General features: G+C 67.9%; 14 protein-coding genes. 9 read left to right on the forward strand and 5 right to left on the reverse strand.

The window, feature by feature from the left end:
* The first annotated feature begins 1 nt into the window (after position 1).
* Entirely contained in the window at positions 2–1,426 is a 1,425-nt protein-coding gene (gene tcuA, locus C7R54_RS10220) for an FAD-dependent tricarballylate dehydrogenase TcuA (RefSeq protein ID WP_129150073.1), read from the forward strand.
* On the forward strand, positions 1,413–2,642 hold the full coding sequence (gene tcuB, locus C7R54_RS10225; RefSeq protein WP_240039458.1) for a tricarballylate utilization 4Fe-4S protein TcuB: 1,230 nt from the start codon (positions 1,413–1,415) through the stop codon (positions 2,640–2,642). The genes tcuA and tcuB overlap by 14 nt, the downstream gene beginning before the upstream one ends.
* An 87-nt stretch (positions 2,643–2,729) precedes the next feature.
* On the opposite strand, the gene C7R54_RS10230 is transcribed toward tcuB, so the two are convergent.
* Together C7R54_RS10230 and C7R54_RS10235 are read right to left on the reverse strand one after the other, a co-directional pair.
* Positions 2,730–4,076 (reverse strand): cation:proton antiporter, encoded by a 1,347-nt coding sequence (locus C7R54_RS10230; protein ID WP_129150075.1) that lies wholly within the window; start codon positions 4,074–4,076, stop codon positions 2,730–2,732.
* A 214-nt stretch (positions 4,077–4,290) separates the two neighbouring features.
* Entirely contained in the window at positions 4,291–4,869 is a 579-nt protein-coding gene (locus C7R54_RS10235; protein ID WP_129150077.1) for a TetR/AcrR family transcriptional regulator, read from the reverse strand.
* A 201-nt stretch (positions 4,870–5,070) separates the two neighbouring features.
* Here C7R54_RS10235 and C7R54_RS10240 point away from each other — a divergent pair, with 201 nt between their 5' ends.
* The 7 genes from C7R54_RS10240 to C7R54_RS10270 all read left to right on the forward strand — a co-directional run bounded on the left by C7R54_RS10240 (position 5,071) and on the right by C7R54_RS10270 (position 14,723).
* The gene (locus C7R54_RS10240) at positions 5,071–5,763 is read left to right on the forward strand and encodes an SDR family oxidoreductase (protein WP_129150079.1); all 693 of its coding nucleotides are present in this window, start codon (positions 5,071–5,073) and stop codon (positions 5,761–5,763) included.
* A gap of 86 nt (positions 5,764–5,849) precedes the next feature.
* A complete protein-coding gene (locus C7R54_RS10245) occupies positions 5,850–6,746 on the forward strand; it encodes a LysR family transcriptional regulator (protein ID WP_129150080.1) in 897 nt (298 codons plus the stop codon).
* A gap of 190 nt (positions 6,747–6,936) precedes the next feature.
* On the forward strand, positions 6,937–8,289 hold the full coding sequence (locus tag C7R54_RS10250) for an MmgE/PrpD family protein (protein ID WP_129150082.1): 1,353 nt from the start codon (positions 6,937–6,939) through the stop codon (positions 8,287–8,289).
* A gap of 152 nt (positions 8,290–8,441) precedes the next feature.
* Positions 8,442–10,547, forward strand: coding sequence for an acetate--CoA ligase family protein (locus C7R54_RS10255; protein ID WP_129150083.1), 2,106 nt, complete (start codon positions 8,442–8,444; stop codon positions 10,545–10,547).
* Positions 10,548–10,694: 147 nt separating this feature from the next.
* Positions 10,695–11,846 (forward strand): acyl-CoA dehydrogenase family protein, encoded by a 1,152-nt coding sequence (locus C7R54_RS10260; RefSeq protein ID WP_129150085.1) that lies wholly within the window; start codon positions 10,695–10,697, stop codon positions 11,844–11,846.
* A 146-nt stretch (positions 11,847–11,992) separates the two neighbouring features.
* Complete coding sequence (locus tag C7R54_RS10265; RefSeq protein WP_129150087.1) at positions 11,993–13,048, forward strand: serine hydrolase domain-containing protein; 1,056 nt, start codon at positions 11,993–11,995, stop codon at positions 13,046–13,048.
* A gap of 286 nt (positions 13,049–13,334) precedes the next feature.
* The gene (locus C7R54_RS10270) at positions 13,335–14,723 is read left to right on the forward strand and encodes a chloride channel protein (RefSeq protein ID WP_129150089.1); all 1,389 of its coding nucleotides are present in this window, start codon (positions 13,335–13,337) and stop codon (positions 14,721–14,723) included.
* A 171-nt stretch (positions 14,724–14,894) separates the two neighbouring features.
* Here C7R54_RS10270 and C7R54_RS10275 read toward each other — a convergent pair whose 3' ends face one another.
* The 3 genes from C7R54_RS10275 to C7R54_RS10285 form a co-directional block, all read right to left on the reverse strand.
* On the reverse strand, positions 14,895–16,124 hold the full coding sequence (locus C7R54_RS10275) for an acetate/propionate family kinase (RefSeq protein ID WP_129150090.1): 1,230 nt from the start codon (positions 16,122–16,124) through the stop codon (positions 14,895–14,897).
* A 151-nt stretch (positions 16,125–16,275) separates the two neighbouring features.
* The gene (locus C7R54_RS10280; protein WP_129150092.1) at positions 16,276–17,469 is read right to left on the reverse strand and encodes a linear amide C-N hydrolase; all 1,194 of its coding nucleotides are present in this window, start codon (positions 17,467–17,469) and stop codon (positions 16,276–16,278) included.
* Between the two features lie 135 nt (positions 17,470–17,604).
* Positions 17,605–18,447, reverse strand: a complete 843-nt coding sequence (locus C7R54_RS10285; RefSeq protein ID WP_129150093.1) for a hypothetical protein — start codon at positions 18,445–18,447, stop codon at positions 17,605–17,607.
* Positions 18,448–18,644 lie beyond the last annotated feature (197 nt).

Genomic DNA, 18,644 nt, shown 5'->3' on the forward strand with positions numbered 1-18,644 from the left:
CATGGTGGACGTATTGGTGATAGGGGGCGGCAACGCGGCCCTGTGCGCGGCGCTGATGGCGCGCGAAGCCGGCGCCAGCGTGCTGTTGCTGGAATCCGCGCCCAAGGAATGGCGCGGCGGCAATTCGCAGCACACGCGCAATCTGCGCTGCATGCATGACGCGCCGCAGGACGTGCTCGTCGACGCCTATCCGGAAGAAGAGTTCTGGCAGGACCTGCTCAAGGTGACGGGCGGGATTACCAACGAGCATCTGGCGCGCCTGGTGATACGGGCTTCCTCGTCCTGCCGCGACTGGATGCGCAAGCACGGCGTGAATTTCCAGCCGCCGCTGTCGGGCGCGCTGCACGTGGCCCGCACCAACGCGTTCTTCATGGGCGGCGGCAAGGCCCTGGTCAACGCCTATTTCCGCAGCGCCGAGTCGCTGGGCGTGCAGATTCGCTACAACGCCCCGGTCGACCGCCTGGACCTGAAGGACGGGCGTTTCGTCGCGGCCTATGTCAAGGGCGAACGCATCACGGCCAAGGCCTGCGTGCTGGCCGCCGGCGGCTTCGAATCGAATATCGAGTGGCTGCGCGAGGCCTGGGGCCAGAACGAGCGCGGCGAATGGCCGGCCGACAACTTCCTGATCCGCGGCACGCGCTTCAACAAGGGCGTGCTGCTGAGGTTCATGATGGATGCCGGCGCCGACATCATCGGCGACCCGTCGCAATCGCATTGCGTGGCCATCGACGCGCGCGCGCCGCTGTACGACGGCGGCATCTGCACGCGCATCGACTGCGTGTCGCTGGGCGTGGTGGTCAACCGCGACGCCAAGCGCTTCTACGACGAAGGCGAGGATTTCTGGCCCAAGCGCTACGCCATCTGGGGGCGCCTGGTGGCCAACCAGCCCGGCCAGATCGGCTATTCCATCATCGACAGCAAGGCGATCGGCCGTTTCATGCCGCCGGTCTTCCCGGGCACCACGGCCAATACGCTGGAGGAACTGGCGGACAAGCTGGGCCTGGACCGGGCCACGTTCATGCAGACGCTGAACGAATACAACGCGGCCTGCCGCGTGGGCAAGTTCGACCATACCGCGCTGGATGACTGCCACACGGAGGGCATCGCCCCCGCCAAGACGCACTGGGCGCGTCCCATCGACCGCGCGCCGTTCTACGGCTATCCGCTGCGGCCGGGCATCACCTTTACCTACCTGGGCCTGAAGGTCAACGACAAGGCTGCCGTGCATTTCAACGGCGTGCCCAGCGACAACCTGTACGTCGCCGGCGAAATGATGGCCGGCAACGTCCTGGGCAAGGGCTACACGGCGGGCGTGGGCATGTCCATCGGCACCGCATTCGGCCGCATCGCCGGCACGCAGGCCGCGCAGTTCGCGCTGGGCCAAGGTAAAAACACTTCCATGGGAGCTTCCCTTGAAACAGCTTGAAGCCCTCGTGCGCCAGGCCAATACCACCCTGAACCTGGATCAGGTGTCGCCGGCTGGCGGCGGCATGAAGGAAACCCCGGTCAAGTTCGTGCGCAAGGGCGAGGACCTGGGACCCACCACCGCCGACGAAACCGAAGTCGCGCGCATCATGCAGATCTGCAATGCCTGCCGGTATTGCGAAGGTTTCTGTGCGGTCTTCCCGGCGATGACGCGGCGCCTGGAATTCGGCAAGGCGGACATCAACTACCTGGCCAACCTGTGCCACAACTGCGGCGCCTGTCTGCATGCCTGCCAGTACGCGCCGCCGCATGAATTCGGCGTCAACGTGCCGCAGGCGATGGCCAAGGTGCGCAAGCAGACCTATACCGACTATGCGTGGCCGGCGGCCCTGGGTACGCTGTACCAGCGCAATGGCCTGACGCTGTCGCTGGCCACGGCCTTCGGCCTGGCGTTGTTCCTGGTGCTGGCGATCCTGTCGACGGGGGCGCTGTTCCATGCGCCGCTGGCGGGCAATTTCTACGCCATCTTCCCGCACAACACGCTGGCGCTGATGTTCGGCGTGGTCTTCCTGTTCGCCATCGTCGCGTTGGGCATAGGCGTCAGCCGGTTCTGGCGCAACGTCTCGCCGGGCTCGGTCCATGGACCGGCGGTGGCCGAGGCGACGCACGACGTGCTGCGGCTGCGCTACCTGGATGGCGGCCATGGCAAGGGTTGCAACGAGTCCAGCGATGCCTTCACGCTGGCCCGCCGCCGCTTCCACCATTTCACGTTCTATGGCTTCCTGCTGTGTTTCGCCGCGACCTGCGTGGCCACGTTCTACCACTACTTCCTCGACTGGCATGCGCCGTATGGCTATACCAGCCTGCCGGTGGTGCTGGGAACGCTGGGCGGGATAGGGTTGATCATCGGGCCGGCGGGGCTGTTCTGGCTGAACGTGCATCGCAGCCCCTTGCATGGCGACGCCGCGCAGCGCCCGATGGATCGCGGTTTCATCGCCTTGCTGCTGCTGGTGGCGATCACCGGCCTGGCCCTGCTGGCCGGCCGCGACACCGGCGCCATGGGACTGCTGCTGGCCCTGCACCTGGGACCGGTGATGGCCCTGTTCCTGACCTTGCCCTACGGCAAGTTCGCGCACGGCATCTTCCGCAGCGCCGCGCTGTTGAAATGGAATATCGAGAAGCGGCAGCCGAATCCGGTGCAGATGGGGGCGGATTGAAGCTCCGGGACGAGTTACCGGCCTGGTGGCGTCCACGCTTAATACGCCTTGCCAGCGAGATGGACTGACCCGTAGTACGGCCCGGCTTCATTCCCGGTCCGGCCTCGCGGACGTCCGCGAGGCCGCTGCATTTCCGTTCGCATGGAAGTAGCGGTTCAGCAAGGGCGAGGCCGAGATGCCATGCAGGAAGACGGACGCCACGATGACCGCGAGCAGGACGGGCGCGATGGGGTGGATATTGTCGGCGTCCGTGTGCTCCAGGGCGAAGAGCAGATAGAAGAAGCTGCCGACGCCCCGGATGCCCAGCCAGCCGGCCAGCAGGCGCTGGATCGGACTCATGTCCGTGCCGACCAGGGACAACCACACCGACACGGGGCGCGCGACGAAGAACAGCACCAGCACCGCCACCAACGACTGCCATTGCAGCATGTCGCGCCAGTACGACGAGACGACGCTCCCTATCAATAGCATCAGGCCAAGTTCGACCAGGTGTTCCAGCTCCACCGAGAACGTCATCATCGATTCGGCCAGGTAGGCGTGGGCCAGGTCGGGATGCTTGGCGGCGTGTTGCATATCGCCGCGCGCCACCTGCTCCAGCGCCTCGCTGGGCGTTTCCTCGCCCGTTTCATGCATTTCCTTGCGACGCAGGGCCACGCCGGCGGCAAACACGGCCAGGAAGGCGTAGCTGTGGATCAGCAGCGCCACGCCGTAGCAGGCCGACATCAGCCCAAGCGCCAGGAACCCCTCATAACCCAAGGCTGTCGCGTAGCGGATGCGCAGGCGGGCAACCAGGGCCTCCGTGGCCGTGCCCATGAGCCATCCCACGACGACCGCCCCCAGGACGCCCCAGGCCAGAGAAAGCGCCAGGGTCGCGGGCGATTGCGCATCCGGATGTCCCAGGTTGCATACCGCCAGTCCTATCAGGACGAAGGGGTAGGCCGCGCCGTCGTTGGCGCCGCCTTCGCCCGACAGGGCGAAGCGCAGGGGCTCGTTGTCCCCCGCTTCACGGGGACGCAGTTCATTGGCCAGCACGGGATCGGTGGGCGCCAGCGCCGCCGCCGCCAGCAGGGCGACGCCGGCAGACCATCCCAATATGTAGAAACCGGTAAGCGCCATCGCGGCTATCGTCAGGATCATCGCGGGCAGCGCCAGGCGCAGCACCAGTCGCCACCGGCTGCTGCCCAGGGGGATGCGCAGGTGCATGCCGATGGAAAACAGTGAAATGAGCAGGCCGGTCTCGGCCAGCACGCGCAGGACGTGGACGTCGCGGTAGATGTCCAGGTCCAGCAGGCCCAGGCCGGCCGGGCCGATCAGAAAGCCGAACGCCAGGTACACCATGGCGCCCGTCATGGGCAGGCCGGCGATGACGCTGCGGGCGAGTCCCATGAATATGAGGAGGCCGCCGATCAGGAGAAACCAGACCGCTTCGAACATGGAGATGGCGCCAGGGTAGTCGTGAACAGGCCCGACGGACGCCCGCCGGGCGCGTATCGGAGACGATGGGTGGAAGGCCCGGGAGTGGCTTGCGCCGGATCGTCGCCGTCCAACAGCACATGCTGTGCCTGGTGCGGGGCCGTGCCCGCGCGCATCGGCGGAGCCCGCCGCCGGGGATGCGTCGGACGGGCGCCGGCGAATGGCCGACGGAGAATCAGCGGATCGACGCGAGCAGCGTGCTGGCCGTGTTGGCGAGCAGTTCGTCCGACAGGGCAGGGTCGTTGACCGCGCGGGCCAGGGTGATGGCGCCGACGAGGCCGGCGGCTAGCGTCTGCGCGCGGGCGCGGCCATGGGCGCCGCCAGGCGGATCGAACAGGCGGGCAATGGCCTCCACCAGATGCGACAAACCGTCGGTCACCACGTCGCGGGTCTCCGCGGAGCTGCGCGCCAGTTCCGTGCCCAGGGCCGCAAGGCCGCACCCATGGGCGGGATCGTCGCGATGGCGCGGCGACAGGTAGGCATGGACGAACCAGGCGAGCCGCTGGTCCGGCGGCTCCCGGAGCGCGCGCTCGGCCAGCGTGTCCGTGACGTCGATCATGATGGACGCACAGGCTTCGGCGACCAGTTGATCCTTGGACGCGAAGTGCTTGTAGAAACCCCCGTGGGTAAGCCCGGCGGCGCTCATGAGGCTGGCCAGTCCGGTCGCGGCGATGCCGCCGCGCCGGAATTCCTCGGCGGCGGCGGCGACGATGCGCGCACGGGTGCGCGCGGTTTCCTCTCGGGACTTGCGCATGGCATTGAAGGGCCGGCCCCGGGCGAGCAGGAGACACAAGGCAGCCGGCCAAATGACGTATTGACAATCAGATGATAGTCGACATCTAATTAGATGTCGATCCAAATCTAAATGACTGTTTCCAGCAACCGGGAAATCCCGAATCCCATATATCGTTGGTCTCGTCCTACACGGCGCGGCCAAAAAACCAGGAGTCACTTCATGGAAATCAAAGGAAAAGTCGCGCTGGTCACCGGCGCCAACCGTGGCCTGGGCAAGGCGCTGGTGCAGGCCTTGCTGGCGGCGGGCGCCGCCAAGGTCTATGCCGGGGCGCGCGACCCCGCGGCCGTCGACGTGACGGGCGCCCAGGCACTGAAGCTCGATGTCACCGATCGCGCCACCGTGCAGGCTGCCGCCGCGCGGGCCGGCGACGTGGACATCGTCATCAACAACGCAGGCATCTGCCTGCGTGGGCCCGCCCTGGGCGAGGACGCGGAAAGCCTGATCGCGCGTCACCTGGACGTCAATCTGTACGGCGTCTTGCGGGTGAGCGAGGCGTTCGCGCCCATCCTGGGCCGCAACGGCGGCGGGGCGCTGGTCAATGTGTTGTCGGTGCTCAGCTTCCTGACGATCGACCAGGTGGCCGCTTACTGCGTCTCGAAGTCCGCGGCGTGGGCCTTGAGCAATGTGATACGCCTGCAGCTCAAGGGCCAGGATACGGTGGTGACCAACGTCCACGTGGGATACATGGACAGCGACATGACGGCCGGTATCGACGCGCCCAAGACATCCTTGCGGGACGCCGCGGCCAGCATCCTGGACGCGATCGAAAGCGGGCAACCGGAACTGCTGATCGACGAACTCAGCCGCCAGGTGAAGGCCTCGCTGTCGACGCAGGCGCCGGCTTATCTTTGAGCGTTCCGGGCGCGGCGTGAACCGCGGCGCGGCCATGCTGCGCCGCGCCACGACCAGGAAGATTCCGGCAAGGTATAGTCCCGGCTATGAAAACGCTGGATATCCCCACGCTGGCGATCTTTGTCGCGGCGGTAGAAGAGAAAAGCCTTTCCAAGGCCGCGGAGCGCGAAAATATCGTGACGTCGGCGGCCAGCAAGCGCGTCGCGGAGCTGGAACGCCATCTTGATCGCGTGTTGCTGCACCGCCATGGCCGCGGCGTGGAGCCCACGCCGGCGGGGGCCTTGCTGTACCAGCGCGCCAAGGCCATCCTGCGCGGCGTGCAGCTGACCGAGCAGGCCATCAGCGGATACTCCGCCAATGGCCAGGCGAAGATCCGCCTGGCTTCCAATCCGTCCACCATCCTCCAGTTCCTGCCGTCCGTGATGAACCGCTTCCTGGCGGGGCGGCAGGGCGTCAGCGTGGACCTGCTGGAAGCGCACAGCTTCGACATTCCGCGCATGATCGCGGAGGGCGCCGTCGATATCGGCGTCTATCATGCGGATCATCCCGTGCCAGGCGTGAGCTCGATGCCATTCCGGCGCGACAGGGTGGGCCTGGTAGTGCCCATCGGCCATCCCCTGACCGACCGCCGCGAGCTGTATCTCGAGGATGCGCTGGACTACGACCTGCTGGGTTATTTCCCGCGCCATTCGCTGGAGCAGTTCCTGGCCTATGCGGGCCAGACGCTGTCGCGTCCGCCCAATGTCAAGCTGCAGGTCTCGAATTTTGAGACGCGCTGCCGCATGATCCGGGAAGGACTGGGCATAGGCGTGGTGCCCGAGGCCATCGCGCGCAACTATCTGACCGCCATGGGGCTGGTGCTGTTGCGCCTGCGCGATGCCTGGGCGGAACGGCAGTTCTATGTCTGCGTGCGGGATCCTGACCAGATGACCGCGCCCGTCGCGGACCTGCTGCAGGCCTTGCTGGCCCCGGAAGAAGGTTGAGCGCCGACGGAGCAGGCCTTGCCCCGGCGCGGCGCCGGAAGAGGGAGGACGCCGGCCGGACGGCTACCCCCATCCGCCGACGGATGGAATGAAAGCTCCTTTTCCGTTTCATCAACCCTGGCGCGGCATGGGGGCTCTAAAGTAGGGCCGGAAGCGCGCACCTCCGCCGGCGCGCCGCAGGAGACACCCCATGTTGCTGGATACCATCGCCGCCTATGGCGCCCATGACAGTCAGGCCCGCCTGTCGGACGACATTCTTCATTACGCCAAGCGCGCCTTCCTGGACTGGCTTTCGGCCCTGTATCCGGGCACCCGCGTGGCGCCTTCGCCGCAGTTGCTGGCCGCGCATGCGGATGAGCTGGGCAGCGGCCATTCCAGCCTGCCCGGCAACGGGACGACGGCGTTTCCGGCGACCGCGGCCTGGATCAACGGCAGCGTGTCGCACGCGGTGGAATTCGACGATATCTTTCGCGACGCGGTCTATCATCCCGGGTGCCCGACCATCGCGGCGGCGCTGGCGCTGGCCGAGGCCGGCAACGTGGACGGCCGCGCCTTGCTGAACGCCATCGTGGTGGGCTATGAGATTTCCACGCGCATCGGCGCGGCGGTGCAGCCGTCGCATTATCGCTACTTCCATACCACCGGCACGGTGGGCTGCTTCGGCAGCGCGGCCGCCGCCGCGGCCTTGTGCAAGCCCGGCGACGCGGACGTGATGCGCCATGCGCTGGCGACCGCCGGCACGTTCGCCAGCGGGCTGCAACAGGCATTCCGTTCCGATGCCATGACCAAGGCGCTGCATGCGGGCCATGCCGCGGCGGTCGGCGTGCGGGCAGGGCAGGGCGCCGCGCATGGCGTGACGGGCGTGCCGGACATCCTCGAAGGCGAGGTCGGCTTCGGCGCCGCGCTGGCGCGCGATCCGGATTGGCGGCGCGCGGTCGACGGCCTGGGAGAGCGCTACAACATCCGCGTCATTACGCAGAAGAACCATGGCTGCTGCGGCCACACGTTCGCCGCCATCGATGCGGCGATCGCGCTGGGCGAGCGCGGGGTACGGCCGCGGGATATCGCCTCGGTGCGCGTGGATACCTACCAGCCGGCGCTGGATGTCGCGGGCATCCGCAATCCCGCCACGGCCTACGAGGCCAAGTTCAGCCTGCCCTATGTCGTGGCGCATGCCTTCGTGCATGGGTCGCCACGCCTGGACGCGTTCACGCCACAGCGGATGGCGGACGCCGAGGTGCGGGACCTGATGGAACGGGTTTCGCTGAAGGCCGATCCCGAATTGACGGCGGGCTTTCCCAATATGCGGGCCGCACGCGTCAGCGTCACGACACGCGCGGGCGACACGCTGGAGCACCACGCGCCCTATCGCAAGGGCGATCCCGAGGCGCCCTTGTCCGACGCGGACCTCAACGACAAGTTCGCCGAGCTGGCCGGCCCCGTACTGGGCGCGAAGCGCATGGCGGCCTTGCGTGACGCGGTCTGGCGCCTGGAAACCCTGCCGGTGCGTGCGCTGCGCCTGGCCGAGGATGGCGGGTCCTGACGACGGATCATGCCGTCAGGGCATGCCATCGGACCATGCCCGGGCCGCCATGGCGGCAGGGCGCGGTCCGAGCGCAAGGATCCCTTGCGCGGAATGCGCGGCCGTGGGCCGCAACCCCCCAGAAGATTCACGACTACCGAGCTGAATACGCCATGTCAGAGACCTCTTTCGCCGACGCCTTGCTGGCGCCGCGTTCCATCGCCCTGGTGGGCGCCTCCGGCGATATCCGCAAGAACACCGCGCGGCCCCTGCGTTTCATGCGCAAGCACGGTTATGCGGGCACGATCTATCCCATCAACGCCGGCCGCAATGAAATCCTGGGCGAGCGCGCCTATCCTTCGTTGAACGACCTGCCCGCACCCGTCGATCACGTGTTCGTCATGATTCCCGGCGACGACGTGGCGCCCCTGCTGGAGGACTGCGCCCGCGCCGGCGCCCGCGTGGTGACCGTCTATTCCGATGGCTTCGGCGAGACCGGCCCGGATGGCATGGCACGCCAGCAGGCGCTGGTGGCGCGTGCCCGCGGCCTGGGCCTGCGGCTGCTGGGCCCAAACAGCATAGGCCTGGCGAATCTGCACAGCGGCGCCATCCTTTCCGTGAATGCCGCCTTCGAGACCGAATCGTTGTTGCCCGGTTCGCTCAGCATGGTGTCGCAGAGCGGGTCCATGATGGGATCGCTGCTGTCGCGCGCGGCGGCGCGCGGCTTCGGTTTCGCCAAATCGGTCTCGGTGGGCAATGAAAGCGACGTGACGGTGGGCGAAGTCGTGGATGCCCTGGTCGACGATCCGGACAGCAAGGTCATCCTGCTGTTCCTGGAAACGCTGCGCGACGCGCCGACGCTGGCGCGCGCGCTGGAACGGGCGCGGTCCGCGGGCAAGCCGGTCGTCGCCTACAAGCTGGGACGCTCGGAGCAGGGGGATGCCCTGGCGCAATCCCATACGGGCGCGCTTGCCGGCAACGATGCGGCCGTCGACGCCTTCCTCAAGGCCCACGGCGTGATGCGCGTGCGCCAGCTGGAGACCCTGTTCGAGATCGCGCCGCTGGCCGAACGCCATGGTCCGGGCAGCCAGCGCCGGGCCGACACGCCGGCGCGCGTCGCCGTCATTACGACCACGGGCGGGGGCGCCGCGTCCGTGGTCGACAACCTGGGCTTGCACGGCATGGTGGCGGTGGCGCCGCCGCCGGCCTTCATCGCCGAAATGGCCGGGTTGGGCCTGAAGCTGCGCGAAACTCCCATCATGGACCTGACGCTGGCGGCCACCAGCGCGCAATACAAGGGCTTGCTGGAAGCCTTGCTGCGCGCGGACTGGTGCGATGCCGTGCTCAGCGTGGTCGGGTCGTCCGCGCAATTCCATCCGGACCTGGCGGTGAAGCCGCTGCTGGAAGCCGACAAGCCCGCCGACAAGCCGCTGGCGGTGTTCCTGGCGCCGGAAGCGCCAGAGTCGCTGGCCCTGCTGCGGGCGGGCGGCATCGCCGCCTTCCGCACGCCGGAGGCCTGCGCGGATGCGTTGTCCGTCTTTTTCCAGGGCACGGGGCGACCGCCGGCCACGGTCGAGCCGACGGCCTGGCCGACCGGCCTGCCGTCCACGGGCATGTTGAACGAGCGCGAGGCCGCCCGGCTGTTCGCCGAGCTTGGCGTGCCGGTCGTGCCCAGCCGCCTGCTCGATGCCTCCCGCCTGGAGCAGGAACTGGCCCAACTCGAACGGGATCCGGCTAGCCTGTCCTATCCCTTGGTCGCCAAGGTATGTTCCCGCGACCTGGCCCACAAGACCGACGCGGGGGCGGTGCGGGTCGGCATCGGGAACCTGGCCGAACTGCGCGAGGCCATTGCCGCGATGCTGGCCAGCGTCGGCCAGCACGCGCCGCGGGCGCGCATCGAGGGCATCCTGCTCCAGCCCATGGAAGGCCGCCTGATCGAGTTGATCCTCGGCTACCGGCACGATCCACTGGTGGGACCCACGGTGCTGCTGGGGGCCGGCGGCATCACGGCGGAACTCAATCCCGATTACGCCTTGCGCCTGGCGCCCGTCGACCAGGACGAAGCCATGCGGATGATCGAGTCGGTAAGGCAGACGCGCCTGGTCCGCGGCTTCCGCGGCCTGCCCCTGGGCGATTGCGCCGCACTGGCGCGCGCCATCGCCGCCTTTTCGCGCCTGGCGGCGTTGGACGGCGCGGCGGTGCAGGAAGCGGAAATCAATCCCCTGTTCGTGCGCGCGGAAGGCGTGGTGGCGGTCGATGGCCTGGTCCGGCTGGCCTGACCGGTCGATGGCCACTGACCGCGCCACCCGCGCCATCCGCGAACCGCGGCCCTCGCATCGAACGCCCCCGTGATCCGCGATACACGTGAATACCTGTAGCGCCCTTGACCCGGCGCGCAAGAAAACCTCCTCACCAGGACATACAAGATGGACTTCAAACTGACTCCCGAACAACAGGACTTCCAGACCGCGGTGCGCCGCTTCGCCGAGGGCGAGCTGAAGGCCGGCGCGCGCGAACGCGCGCATGCCCAGTCCTACCCCTGGGATGTCGCCCGCAAAATGGCCGGGCAAGGCCTGCTGGGCATCACCATGAAGCCGGAGGACGGCGGCATAGGCGGCACGCTGATGGACGCGGTCGTCGCCATCGAGACCGTGGCCTCGGTGTGCCCGCGCAGCGCCGACGTGGTGCAGGCAGGCAACTTCGGCGCCATTCGCGTGCTGGCCGAATACGGCACCGCCGATCAGAAGGAACGCTTCCTCAAGCCGCTGCTGGCCGGCCAGGCCCTGATCGCGGTCGGCATGACCGAACCCGATGCCGGATCCGCCGTGACGGAGTTGAAGACCGCCGCAACGCGCGATGGCAAGGGTTGGCGCATCAACGGCACCAAGATCTTCACCACCCACGGCCCGCATGCGACGGTCATCCTGGCGTATGTGCGCTTCGGCCCGGGCACCGGCGGCATCGGGTCGGTGCTGATCGACACCAAGGCGGAGGGCGTGCGCCTGGGCAAGCGGTCCGCCTTCATGTCGGACGAGGAGTGGGTGGAGATCTTCTTCGACAATGTCTACATTCCCGATGAAATGGTGGTGCTGGGCGAGGGCGGCTTCAAGAAGCAGATCGCCGGCTTCAATGTAGAGCGCATCGGCAATACGGCGCGCTCCCTGGCCCTGGGCCGTTATGCATACGAAGAGGCGCGCGAGTGGGCCCTGCAGCGCAAGCAGTTCGGCCGCCTGCTGTGTGAATTCCAGGGCTTGCAGTGGAAATTCGCCGACATGCGCATCAAGCTGGATGCCGCGCAGCTGCTGCTGTATCGGGCCGCCACCAATGCCGATTCGGGCTTCCCGTCCGCCACCGAGACGGCCATCGCCAAGGCCTATTGCAACCAGGTCGGCTTCGACGTGGCCAACGATGCCTTGCAGGTGCTGGGCGGGATGGGCTACAGCCGCGAGTCGCTGGTCGAGTATTGCGTGCGTCGTTGCCGTGGCTGGATGATCGCCGGCGGCTCGATCGAAATCCTCAAGAACCGCATCGCCGAAGGTATCTTCGATCGCAGCTTCCCGCAGCGTCCGCCGCGCTGAGCGGCGTATCGTCGGCGTAAGCGCGTTTGCGTAGACCTCGCGTAAACCCTGATGCATCGGGCCCCCGCGCGGCGGGGTCTGCCCTACAATCCTTCCTCGTCGCGACGTCTCCTGGCCAAGCCGGCCAGCACAAGGAAGGTAGCCCGATGGACCAGACCCTCATGCAGCAAGCCATACAGTTCGCCAACGACCACGAGTCCTTGTGGGACCGCAGCGTCAGCGGCAAGTTCGGCGTGCACCAGAACGATCCGCCGCCCTGGAACCGCGCGTATGGCCCGCTGCATGACCGGGGACCGGTCTCGGGCGTCGTGGTGGTCGACGGCAAGACCCTGGCCAGCTGGGGCGAACCGGATCGCGCCGACCTGACCTTCAGCGTGGCCAAGATGTATCTGGCGCTGCTGGCGGGCGTCGCCCACGATCGCGGCCTCTTGCCCGACGTGGACGAGCCCGTGGTCAAGCGCCTCAAGGGCATAGGCTTCGACAGCGAACACAACGCGCCCATCACGTGGCGCCATCTGTTGACCCAGACCAGTGAGTGGGAGGGCGAACGCTTCGGCATCTCGGACCAGGCCGACCGCTATCGCGCGGTCAGCTTCGGCGTGCCGCCCAACGGCAAGAAGGGCGACGCGCGTCCCCTGCAGGCGCCCGGGACGTATTGGGAATACAACGACGTTCGCATCAACCAGCTTTCCTACGCCTTGCTGCACCTCTTCCGCCAGCCCTTGCCGGACGTGTTCCGCGAGGCCATCACGCGTCCCATCGGCGCCAGCGAGAACTGGCGCTGGGTCGGCTACGACAATGCCTGGGTGGACATCGACGGCAAACGCATGCCGTCGGTGCCGGGCGGTTCGCATTGGGGCGGCGGCATGTCCATCGGCAGCCGCGACCAGGCCTTGATCGGGCAGATGCTGCTGAACGGCGGCAAGGCCAACGATGGCCGCCAGGTCCTCTCGTCGGCCTGGATAGAGGCCATGCGGCAGCCGACCGCGCTGGCGCCTTATTATGGCTTCCTCATCTGGCTCAACCACCAGGGCAAGGTTTTCCCCAGCGTGCCGGAGTCGAGCTTCTTCGGCGTCGGCGCGGGCAGTTCCTTTACCTGGATCGAGCCGGAGCGGCGCATGGTGGTCATCGTGCGCTGGCTGCAATCCGAGCATGCCGACGGCTTGTTCGGACGCATACTCAAGGCGGTCGACGCGGCTTAAAGCGGCGTTGTATTTCCGCCGCGCAGCGGCGTTGCCGCCGGCTTCACGTCAGTGTTCCGTCAGGTCGTGCCGACACGGCCTTGACGTATCCTCCGCGTTTGGAAGCCTTCCGCAAGCCTTCAGCAAGCGGCGGCCAGGCAGGCGGCTTGCCGGCATTGACGACGTTGCCGCCTTGCTGTTCTAGTGGCAGGCAAGGGCCGAAACGGCCGCTTCGATCGCGCTCGAATGCGCGCACGAGTTCATGCCTGTCGAAAAATCCTCCCCATCCCCATCCCCATCCCCATCCATGCCGGAAACGCGTCCGGCCGTGACCGCGCTGGTCGTCGCCACGCTGTCGACCGGTGTGGCCGCCGGCCTGGGCGGCATGTTGCTGGCGCTGCTGCTGCATCTGGTCCAGCACCTGGCCTATGGCTATGGCGCGGACAGCGCCTCCGCGCACGCCAGCTTCCTGCAAGGCGTCACGATGGCCGGCGGCATGCGCCGCGTGCTGGTGCTCGCGGGCTGCGGCCTGGTGGCCGGGCTGGGCTGGTGGGCGGTCTATCACCATGGCCGCAAGCTGGTCAGCGTCAAGCAGGCCGCGGGCCCGGGCGCGCCCGCCATGCCCGGCGGCGCCACGCTTGCCCATGCCTTGCTGCAGATCGTCACCGTGGCATTGGGATCGCCGCTGGGCCGCGAAGTAGCGCCACGCGAGATCGGCGCGCTGCTGGCGGGCTATCTTGCGCGTTGGACGGGCCTGACGGTGGAGTACCGGCGGCTGTTGGTCGCCTGCGGCGCCGGCGCCGGACTGGCGGCGGTCTACAACGTGCCGCTGGGCGGCGCCGTCTTCGTGCTGGAAGTGCTGGTGGGCGCCTTCAGCTGGCCCGTCGCGGCGATGGCGATGGCCAGCTCGGCCTTGGCGGCCTGGGTCGCGTGGTGGGGGTTGGGCGCGGAGTCGCAGTATCTCGTGCCGCACATGGCGGTCACGCCCGCGCTGGTCGCATGGGCCCTGGTGCTGGGGCCCCTGTTCGGGGTGGCGGCGCATGGCTTCGCGCGGCTGACCGGGGCGGCGCGCGCGCGCGCGGCGCGGGGCTGGCGCCTGGCGGCGCTGTCGCTGCTGAATTTCACGGTCATCGGGTTGCTGGCCGTATACCTGCCTCAGCTGCTGGGCAACGGCAAGGGAGCGGCCTCCTTGTCCTTCGATGGTGAACTGACGGTGGGCGTGGCCGCGCTGCTGCTGGTGCTGAAGGTGGCGATCGAAGCCTCCACCCTGCGCGCCGGCGCCGAAGGCGGGCTGCTGACGCCGGGCCTGACCAATGGCGCGCTGCTGGCGTTCATCGCCGGCGGGCTGTGCAACCAGCTGCTGCCTGGCGTGTTCGGCGCGGTGCCGCTGGGCGCCTACGCCATCGTCGGCGCCACGGCCTTCCTGGCATCGTCCATGAGCATGCCCCTGACGGCCATCGTGCTGCTGGCCGAGTTCACCCGCATGGACCACGACATGCTCGTGCCCGTGGTGCTGGCGGTGGCCGGGTCGGCGTGCGCCAGCCGCTGGTGCGCCAAGGCGGCGGCCAAGCCGGCCCAGGTCGTGGCCATGCCCGTGCCGGTTTCGGCGAGTGCCGCGGGTGCCGTTAGCGCCGCTAGTGCGGTGGCGCCGCGGGCATCCGCACAGCATTTAGCCAGGGCCGACAAGACCGCCTAACGCCGGCTGGCAAGCGACAGCGGCGCGGCGGTGCCTTGCATGCGGCGACCTCTGCGTGTGGTGCTCTACGCTCTACACTGGACGCTCAACGCGCGGCGCACCATGCGGGGCACCACGTTCGGTGTGCACCACGTTCGGTGCATCACGTTCAGCGCTTCCACGTTCAGCGCCCTACGTGCCGGCCCTCGCGGTCACGGCCATTGCCTGGCGCGCCGCGATCCATTCCTCGTTGGTGGGCTCAACGCCCACCAGCACGCGGCTGCCGGGGCCGGCGATGACGGCGTCGTCGCGTTCGTTGGCGGCTTCGTCCAGGGCCACGCCCAGGTAGGCGAGATCCCGGCACACCCGGCTGCGGATAGCCGCGCTATGCTCGCCCACGCCGGCGGTGAAGACCAGCATGTCCAGCCCGCCCAGCACGGCGGCCAGCGCCCCGATCTCGCGCACGATGCGCCGCACGTAAAGGGCGAGCGCCGCGCGGATGCGCTCGCCCGCCTCGCCGTCTTCGCGTTCCCGCGCCAGCAGTTCGCGCGTATCGCCGGAAACGCCCGAGACGCCCAGCAGTCCGGATTCGTGATACAGCACGCGGCCGACCTCTTCCAGCGTCAGTTTCTCGATTTCCATCAGGTAGATCACGGCGCCCGGATCCAGTGCGCCGCAGCGGGTGCTCATCATCAGCCCGTCCAGCGCGGAGAATCCCATAGTCGTGGCGACGCTGCGCAGCTCGTGCATGCCGCACAGGCTGGCGCCGCTGCCCAGGTGCGCGACCACGGTGCGGCCGCGTGCGCGATCGCCATGGCGTTCGGCCAGCGCGACCGACATGTACTCGTACGAGAGGCCATGAAAGCCGTAGCGGCGCAGACCGCGCTCATAGGCGGAATAAGGCAGGGCCAGCATGCGCTCGACCAGCGGTAGCGTGTGATGAAATCCCGTGTCGAAGCAGGCGACCTGGGCGCAGTCGGGCAGGTTGGCCAGCAGGACGTCCATGGCTTCCAGCGCGAAGGGCTGGTGCAGCGGGGCCAGCGGGATATAGCTCTTGAGGTCCGCGAGCACGGCGGCGTCGACCAGGACGGGTTCGCTGTACTTGCTGCCCCCGTGCACGACCCGATGGGCCACGGCGCGCAGCCGCCGGCCCGCCAGCCGCTTGCGCGTGTGGGCGCGGATGTGTTCTAGCGCCGCATGGTGCGGCGTCTCCTTGCCATCGAGCGGCACGGCTTCGGCGACGCCGCCGTCCTCCGTGTAGGTGGGATGGGGGCCGCCGATGCCCGCCACCTGGCCGCGCCAGAACGGGCGCCGCGGGGGCGGATCCTCATGGCCGTCGAACAGCGCGAATTTGATGCTGGACGAGCCGCAGTTCAGGACCAGCAGGCAGAGGTCTTCACCTGCGCGGGCGGTGTCGTTCATGGCGCTCCCTATCGTCGGGAATCATGGAGGCGCCACGGAACCGTGGCGCGGCGGGGTCGCTACCATGATAGCGCGCGTCCGTGACCCTGATGCGCCCCTGATCGGCCCCTGACGCGCGCGCGCCTGCGATGCGCTTGGGATGATCGGTACCCTACCTTGCCGCCATCTTGTCCGGCAGCGGCGTGACCGGGGGCGTTACCGCCGGGTGCAGCGGTCCCAGCAGGATGTCCTTGCCGTCGGGATCCAACTGCTTGAAATCCAGCTCGCGCAAGGTGGGATCCTCATAGGTCTTCAGGTAATAGCGCAGGTTTTCCAGGTCCGCGACCACGCTCCATTGCGTGTATTCGATGGACGCTTCCTTCAGCGCGGGATCCTGCGCCCAACCCTTGGGAATGTCGAAGTTGTTGAGAATGTGCTCGGCCAGCCGCACGCTGGGCAGGCCGGGCTCGGTCGGCACGGCGGCCTGGGAAAAACCAAGGGCGCGGATGAAGCGCGACGGCGGCGTCGTGTCTCCCGGGATGCCCAGCAGGCCCGAGCCTTCGCCCAGCGGCCTGATGGTCTGGCCGGCGATCACGCGCGGCGGCGCCTGGGTGGGCGACAACTTGACGTAGTTGCGCAGGTTCATCTCGTGCCAGTCGAAGGGCGGCGAGTTGGTCAGGACACTATAGGGATTGTCATAGACCTTGAGCCTGCCGTCGATGGGTTCGATGACGATGGACGCGCCGCTGGCGTCATGCAAGGTGTAGTGCACGCCAGGCACGAAGCCGAGATGCGGTTCCTTGACGCCCAGCACCACGATCTGGGACAGCGCTTCCTTGACCTCGGCGACGTTGGCGAAATTGGTCAGTGCCCAGGTCAGCAGGTCCCACGGCGCCATGACCTGGCGGTTGCCGGCGTCCGCGTCCGGCGTGTAGGAGGCATAGTCAGGGAAGTACAGCAGGCCGCCGGCCAGGCCTTTCTCGTTCATGCCGTCGCTCAGGCATTTCAAGCCGAAGGCATTCATGCCTATCGTCGCGTACTTGGTGGTCCACTTGGTGCCCGGGTGCGCGTCGGTACCGGTGGCGGAGATCACCTGTTTGCGGGGGATGAACATGCTTTGGGATTGCAGCGGAAAACCGAATTCCATGGTGCGCGCGTAGATGACGCCCTTGGTCTGCGTCCGGATGGTGAAGCTGGTGCAGGCGATGGCTTCGAGGGGCGCCAGTATCATGGCCGCGGCCAGGACGAGCACCAGGGCGGCGCGCAGGCGGCGCGGCAGTTGCCGGACGATGCGCCGGCAGCGCGGTCGCGCGCGCGCAGCGAGGCGCCGCGCATGCGCGGCAAGCTGGGATGGGAAGGCGGGCATCAGACTCTCCTCGACAACGGTTCAGGGGCGCACCGTGCATCCCTGCATGATTGCCGCGCGGTGGCACGCGGCACTGTGCGCCTGGCGGGCGCGGGGTTCCATCGGAAAAATCTGGTCATGCCGGGCGCGGCGGGATCAGAACCGGATCGAGATGCCGGCCACCGGTCCTTGCATCGTGTTGGCCCACTTGGCGCGTCCGTAATCGGTATGTTCGCGGTAGTCCTGATACAGCGCGCGATAGCCGACGCGCAGCATGGTGTCGTAGCCGAACAGCTTGACGCGGTAACCGAGGTAGACCTGGCCGTTGGCGCTGAGCCGCGAGCCGATGCCGAACCCCCCGATGTCGCCTTCGGCCGACAGGTTCCAGCGTTCGTCCAGGTCGGCCTGTAGCCGCACGCCGACGAAAGGATCGGTCCAGTTGACGCGCGAGGACCCGTCGCCCAACGGCGTATCGATGGTGCCGTGCATGGACGTCCAGCGCAGGCCGGCCGTGGGCTCGATGGCGAAGATGCGCGGCATGCCGGCGAGGGTGGTGCCGCCCAGCGGCTGCTCGTAGGCGCGTATGTAGGCACCGCCCGTCAGCCAGTTGGCGCGCAGCCTGGCATGCGTGGAAAGTCCGTCGACGGAAGCGCGTTGTCCCAGGTTGGTGTAGACATTGTCGATATAGAAGCCGTAGCGTCCATTGGTCGCCTCGATATTGCCCATGAAGGTGAAGTCGAGGTCGCTGAAGATGGTGGAGAAGGGGACGCGGAAATCCGCGCGCCGACCCGCCACGTCGGCATGGCCGTGCAGAGAGGCCGCCCAAAGGTAGGGGCTGACGATGACATGCCAGCGATCGGGGTCGGATGGCGGGGGCGCATCGGTGGCCGCTGCCGTCCCCGTCATGGCGAACAGCAGGGACGCCAGCATGATCGTGGTCGCGGCGGGACGGCCTGGTGGGGATCTCTTGAACGGGGTGTTGCGTACTGCGCGTGGCATCTGGCGGTCTCCTGGCGCGCGCATGGCGCGTTGACGGCGATATTGAGGCCGGCGGGCGGGGAGGGGGGAGTAACTTCAGGCCACCATTTGCGACAGGCGTGGGGGGTTCGCAGAGAGGTTTTCTGTCGCGAGGCTGAACGACGTGGTCGTGGGGCCAGCGCTGCCCTCCAGGACGGCACGGAAAGACCCTGGCGAAG

The organism is Achromobacter aloeverae (assembly GCF_004121055.1).
GTDB lineage: Bacteria > Pseudomonadota > Gammaproteobacteria > Burkholderiales > Burkholderiaceae_B > Bordetella_C > Bordetella_C aloeverae.

Excerpts from the sequence above, each read along its gene's own strand:
- C7R54_RS10270 (WP_129150089.1), top strand. The coding sequence starts at position 13,335 with ATGCCGGAAACGCGTCCGGCCGTGACCGCGCTGGTCGTCGCCACGCTG.
- C7R54_RS10280 (WP_129150092.1), bottom strand. The coding sequence starts at position 17,469 with ATGCCCGCCTTCCCATCCCAGCTTGCCGCGCATGCGCGGCGCCTCGCT.
- C7R54_RS10235 (WP_129150077.1), bottom strand. The coding sequence starts at position 4,869 with ATGCGCAAGTCCCGAGAGGAAACCGCGCGCACCCGTGCGCGCATCGTC.
- C7R54_RS10275 (WP_129150090.1), bottom strand. The coding sequence starts at position 16,124 with ATGAACGACACCGCCCGCGCAGGTGAAGACCTCTGCCTGCTGGTCCTG.
- C7R54_RS10245 (WP_129150080.1), top strand. The coding sequence starts at position 5,850 with ATGAAAACGCTGGATATCCCCACGCTGGCGATCTTTGTCGCGGCGGTA.
- C7R54_RS10260 (WP_129150085.1), top strand. The coding sequence starts at position 10,695 with ATGGACTTCAAACTGACTCCCGAACAACAGGACTTCCAGACCGCGGTG.
- C7R54_RS10265 (WP_129150087.1), top strand. The coding sequence starts at position 11,993 with ATGGACCAGACCCTCATGCAGCAAGCCATACAGTTCGCCAACGACCAC.
- C7R54_RS10230 (WP_129150075.1), bottom strand. The coding sequence starts at position 4,076 with ATGTTCGAAGCGGTCTGGTTTCTCCTGATCGGCGGCCTCCTCATATTC.
- C7R54_RS10285 (WP_129150093.1), bottom strand. The coding sequence starts at position 18,447 with ATGCCACGCGCAGTACGCAACACCCCGTTCAAGAGATCCCCACCAGGC.
- C7R54_RS10250 (WP_129150082.1), top strand. The coding sequence starts at position 6,937 with ATGTTGCTGGATACCATCGCCGCCTATGGCGCCCATGACAGTCAGGCC.
- tcuA (WP_129150073.1), top strand. The coding sequence starts at position 2 with ATGGTGGACGTATTGGTGATAGGGGGCGGCAACGCGGCCCTGTGCGCG.
- C7R54_RS10240 (WP_129150079.1), top strand. The coding sequence starts at position 5,071 with ATGGAAATCAAAGGAAAAGTCGCGCTGGTCACCGGCGCCAACCGTGGC.
- C7R54_RS10255 (WP_129150083.1), top strand. The coding sequence starts at position 8,442 with ATGTCAGAGACCTCTTTCGCCGACGCCTTGCTGGCGCCGCGTTCCATC.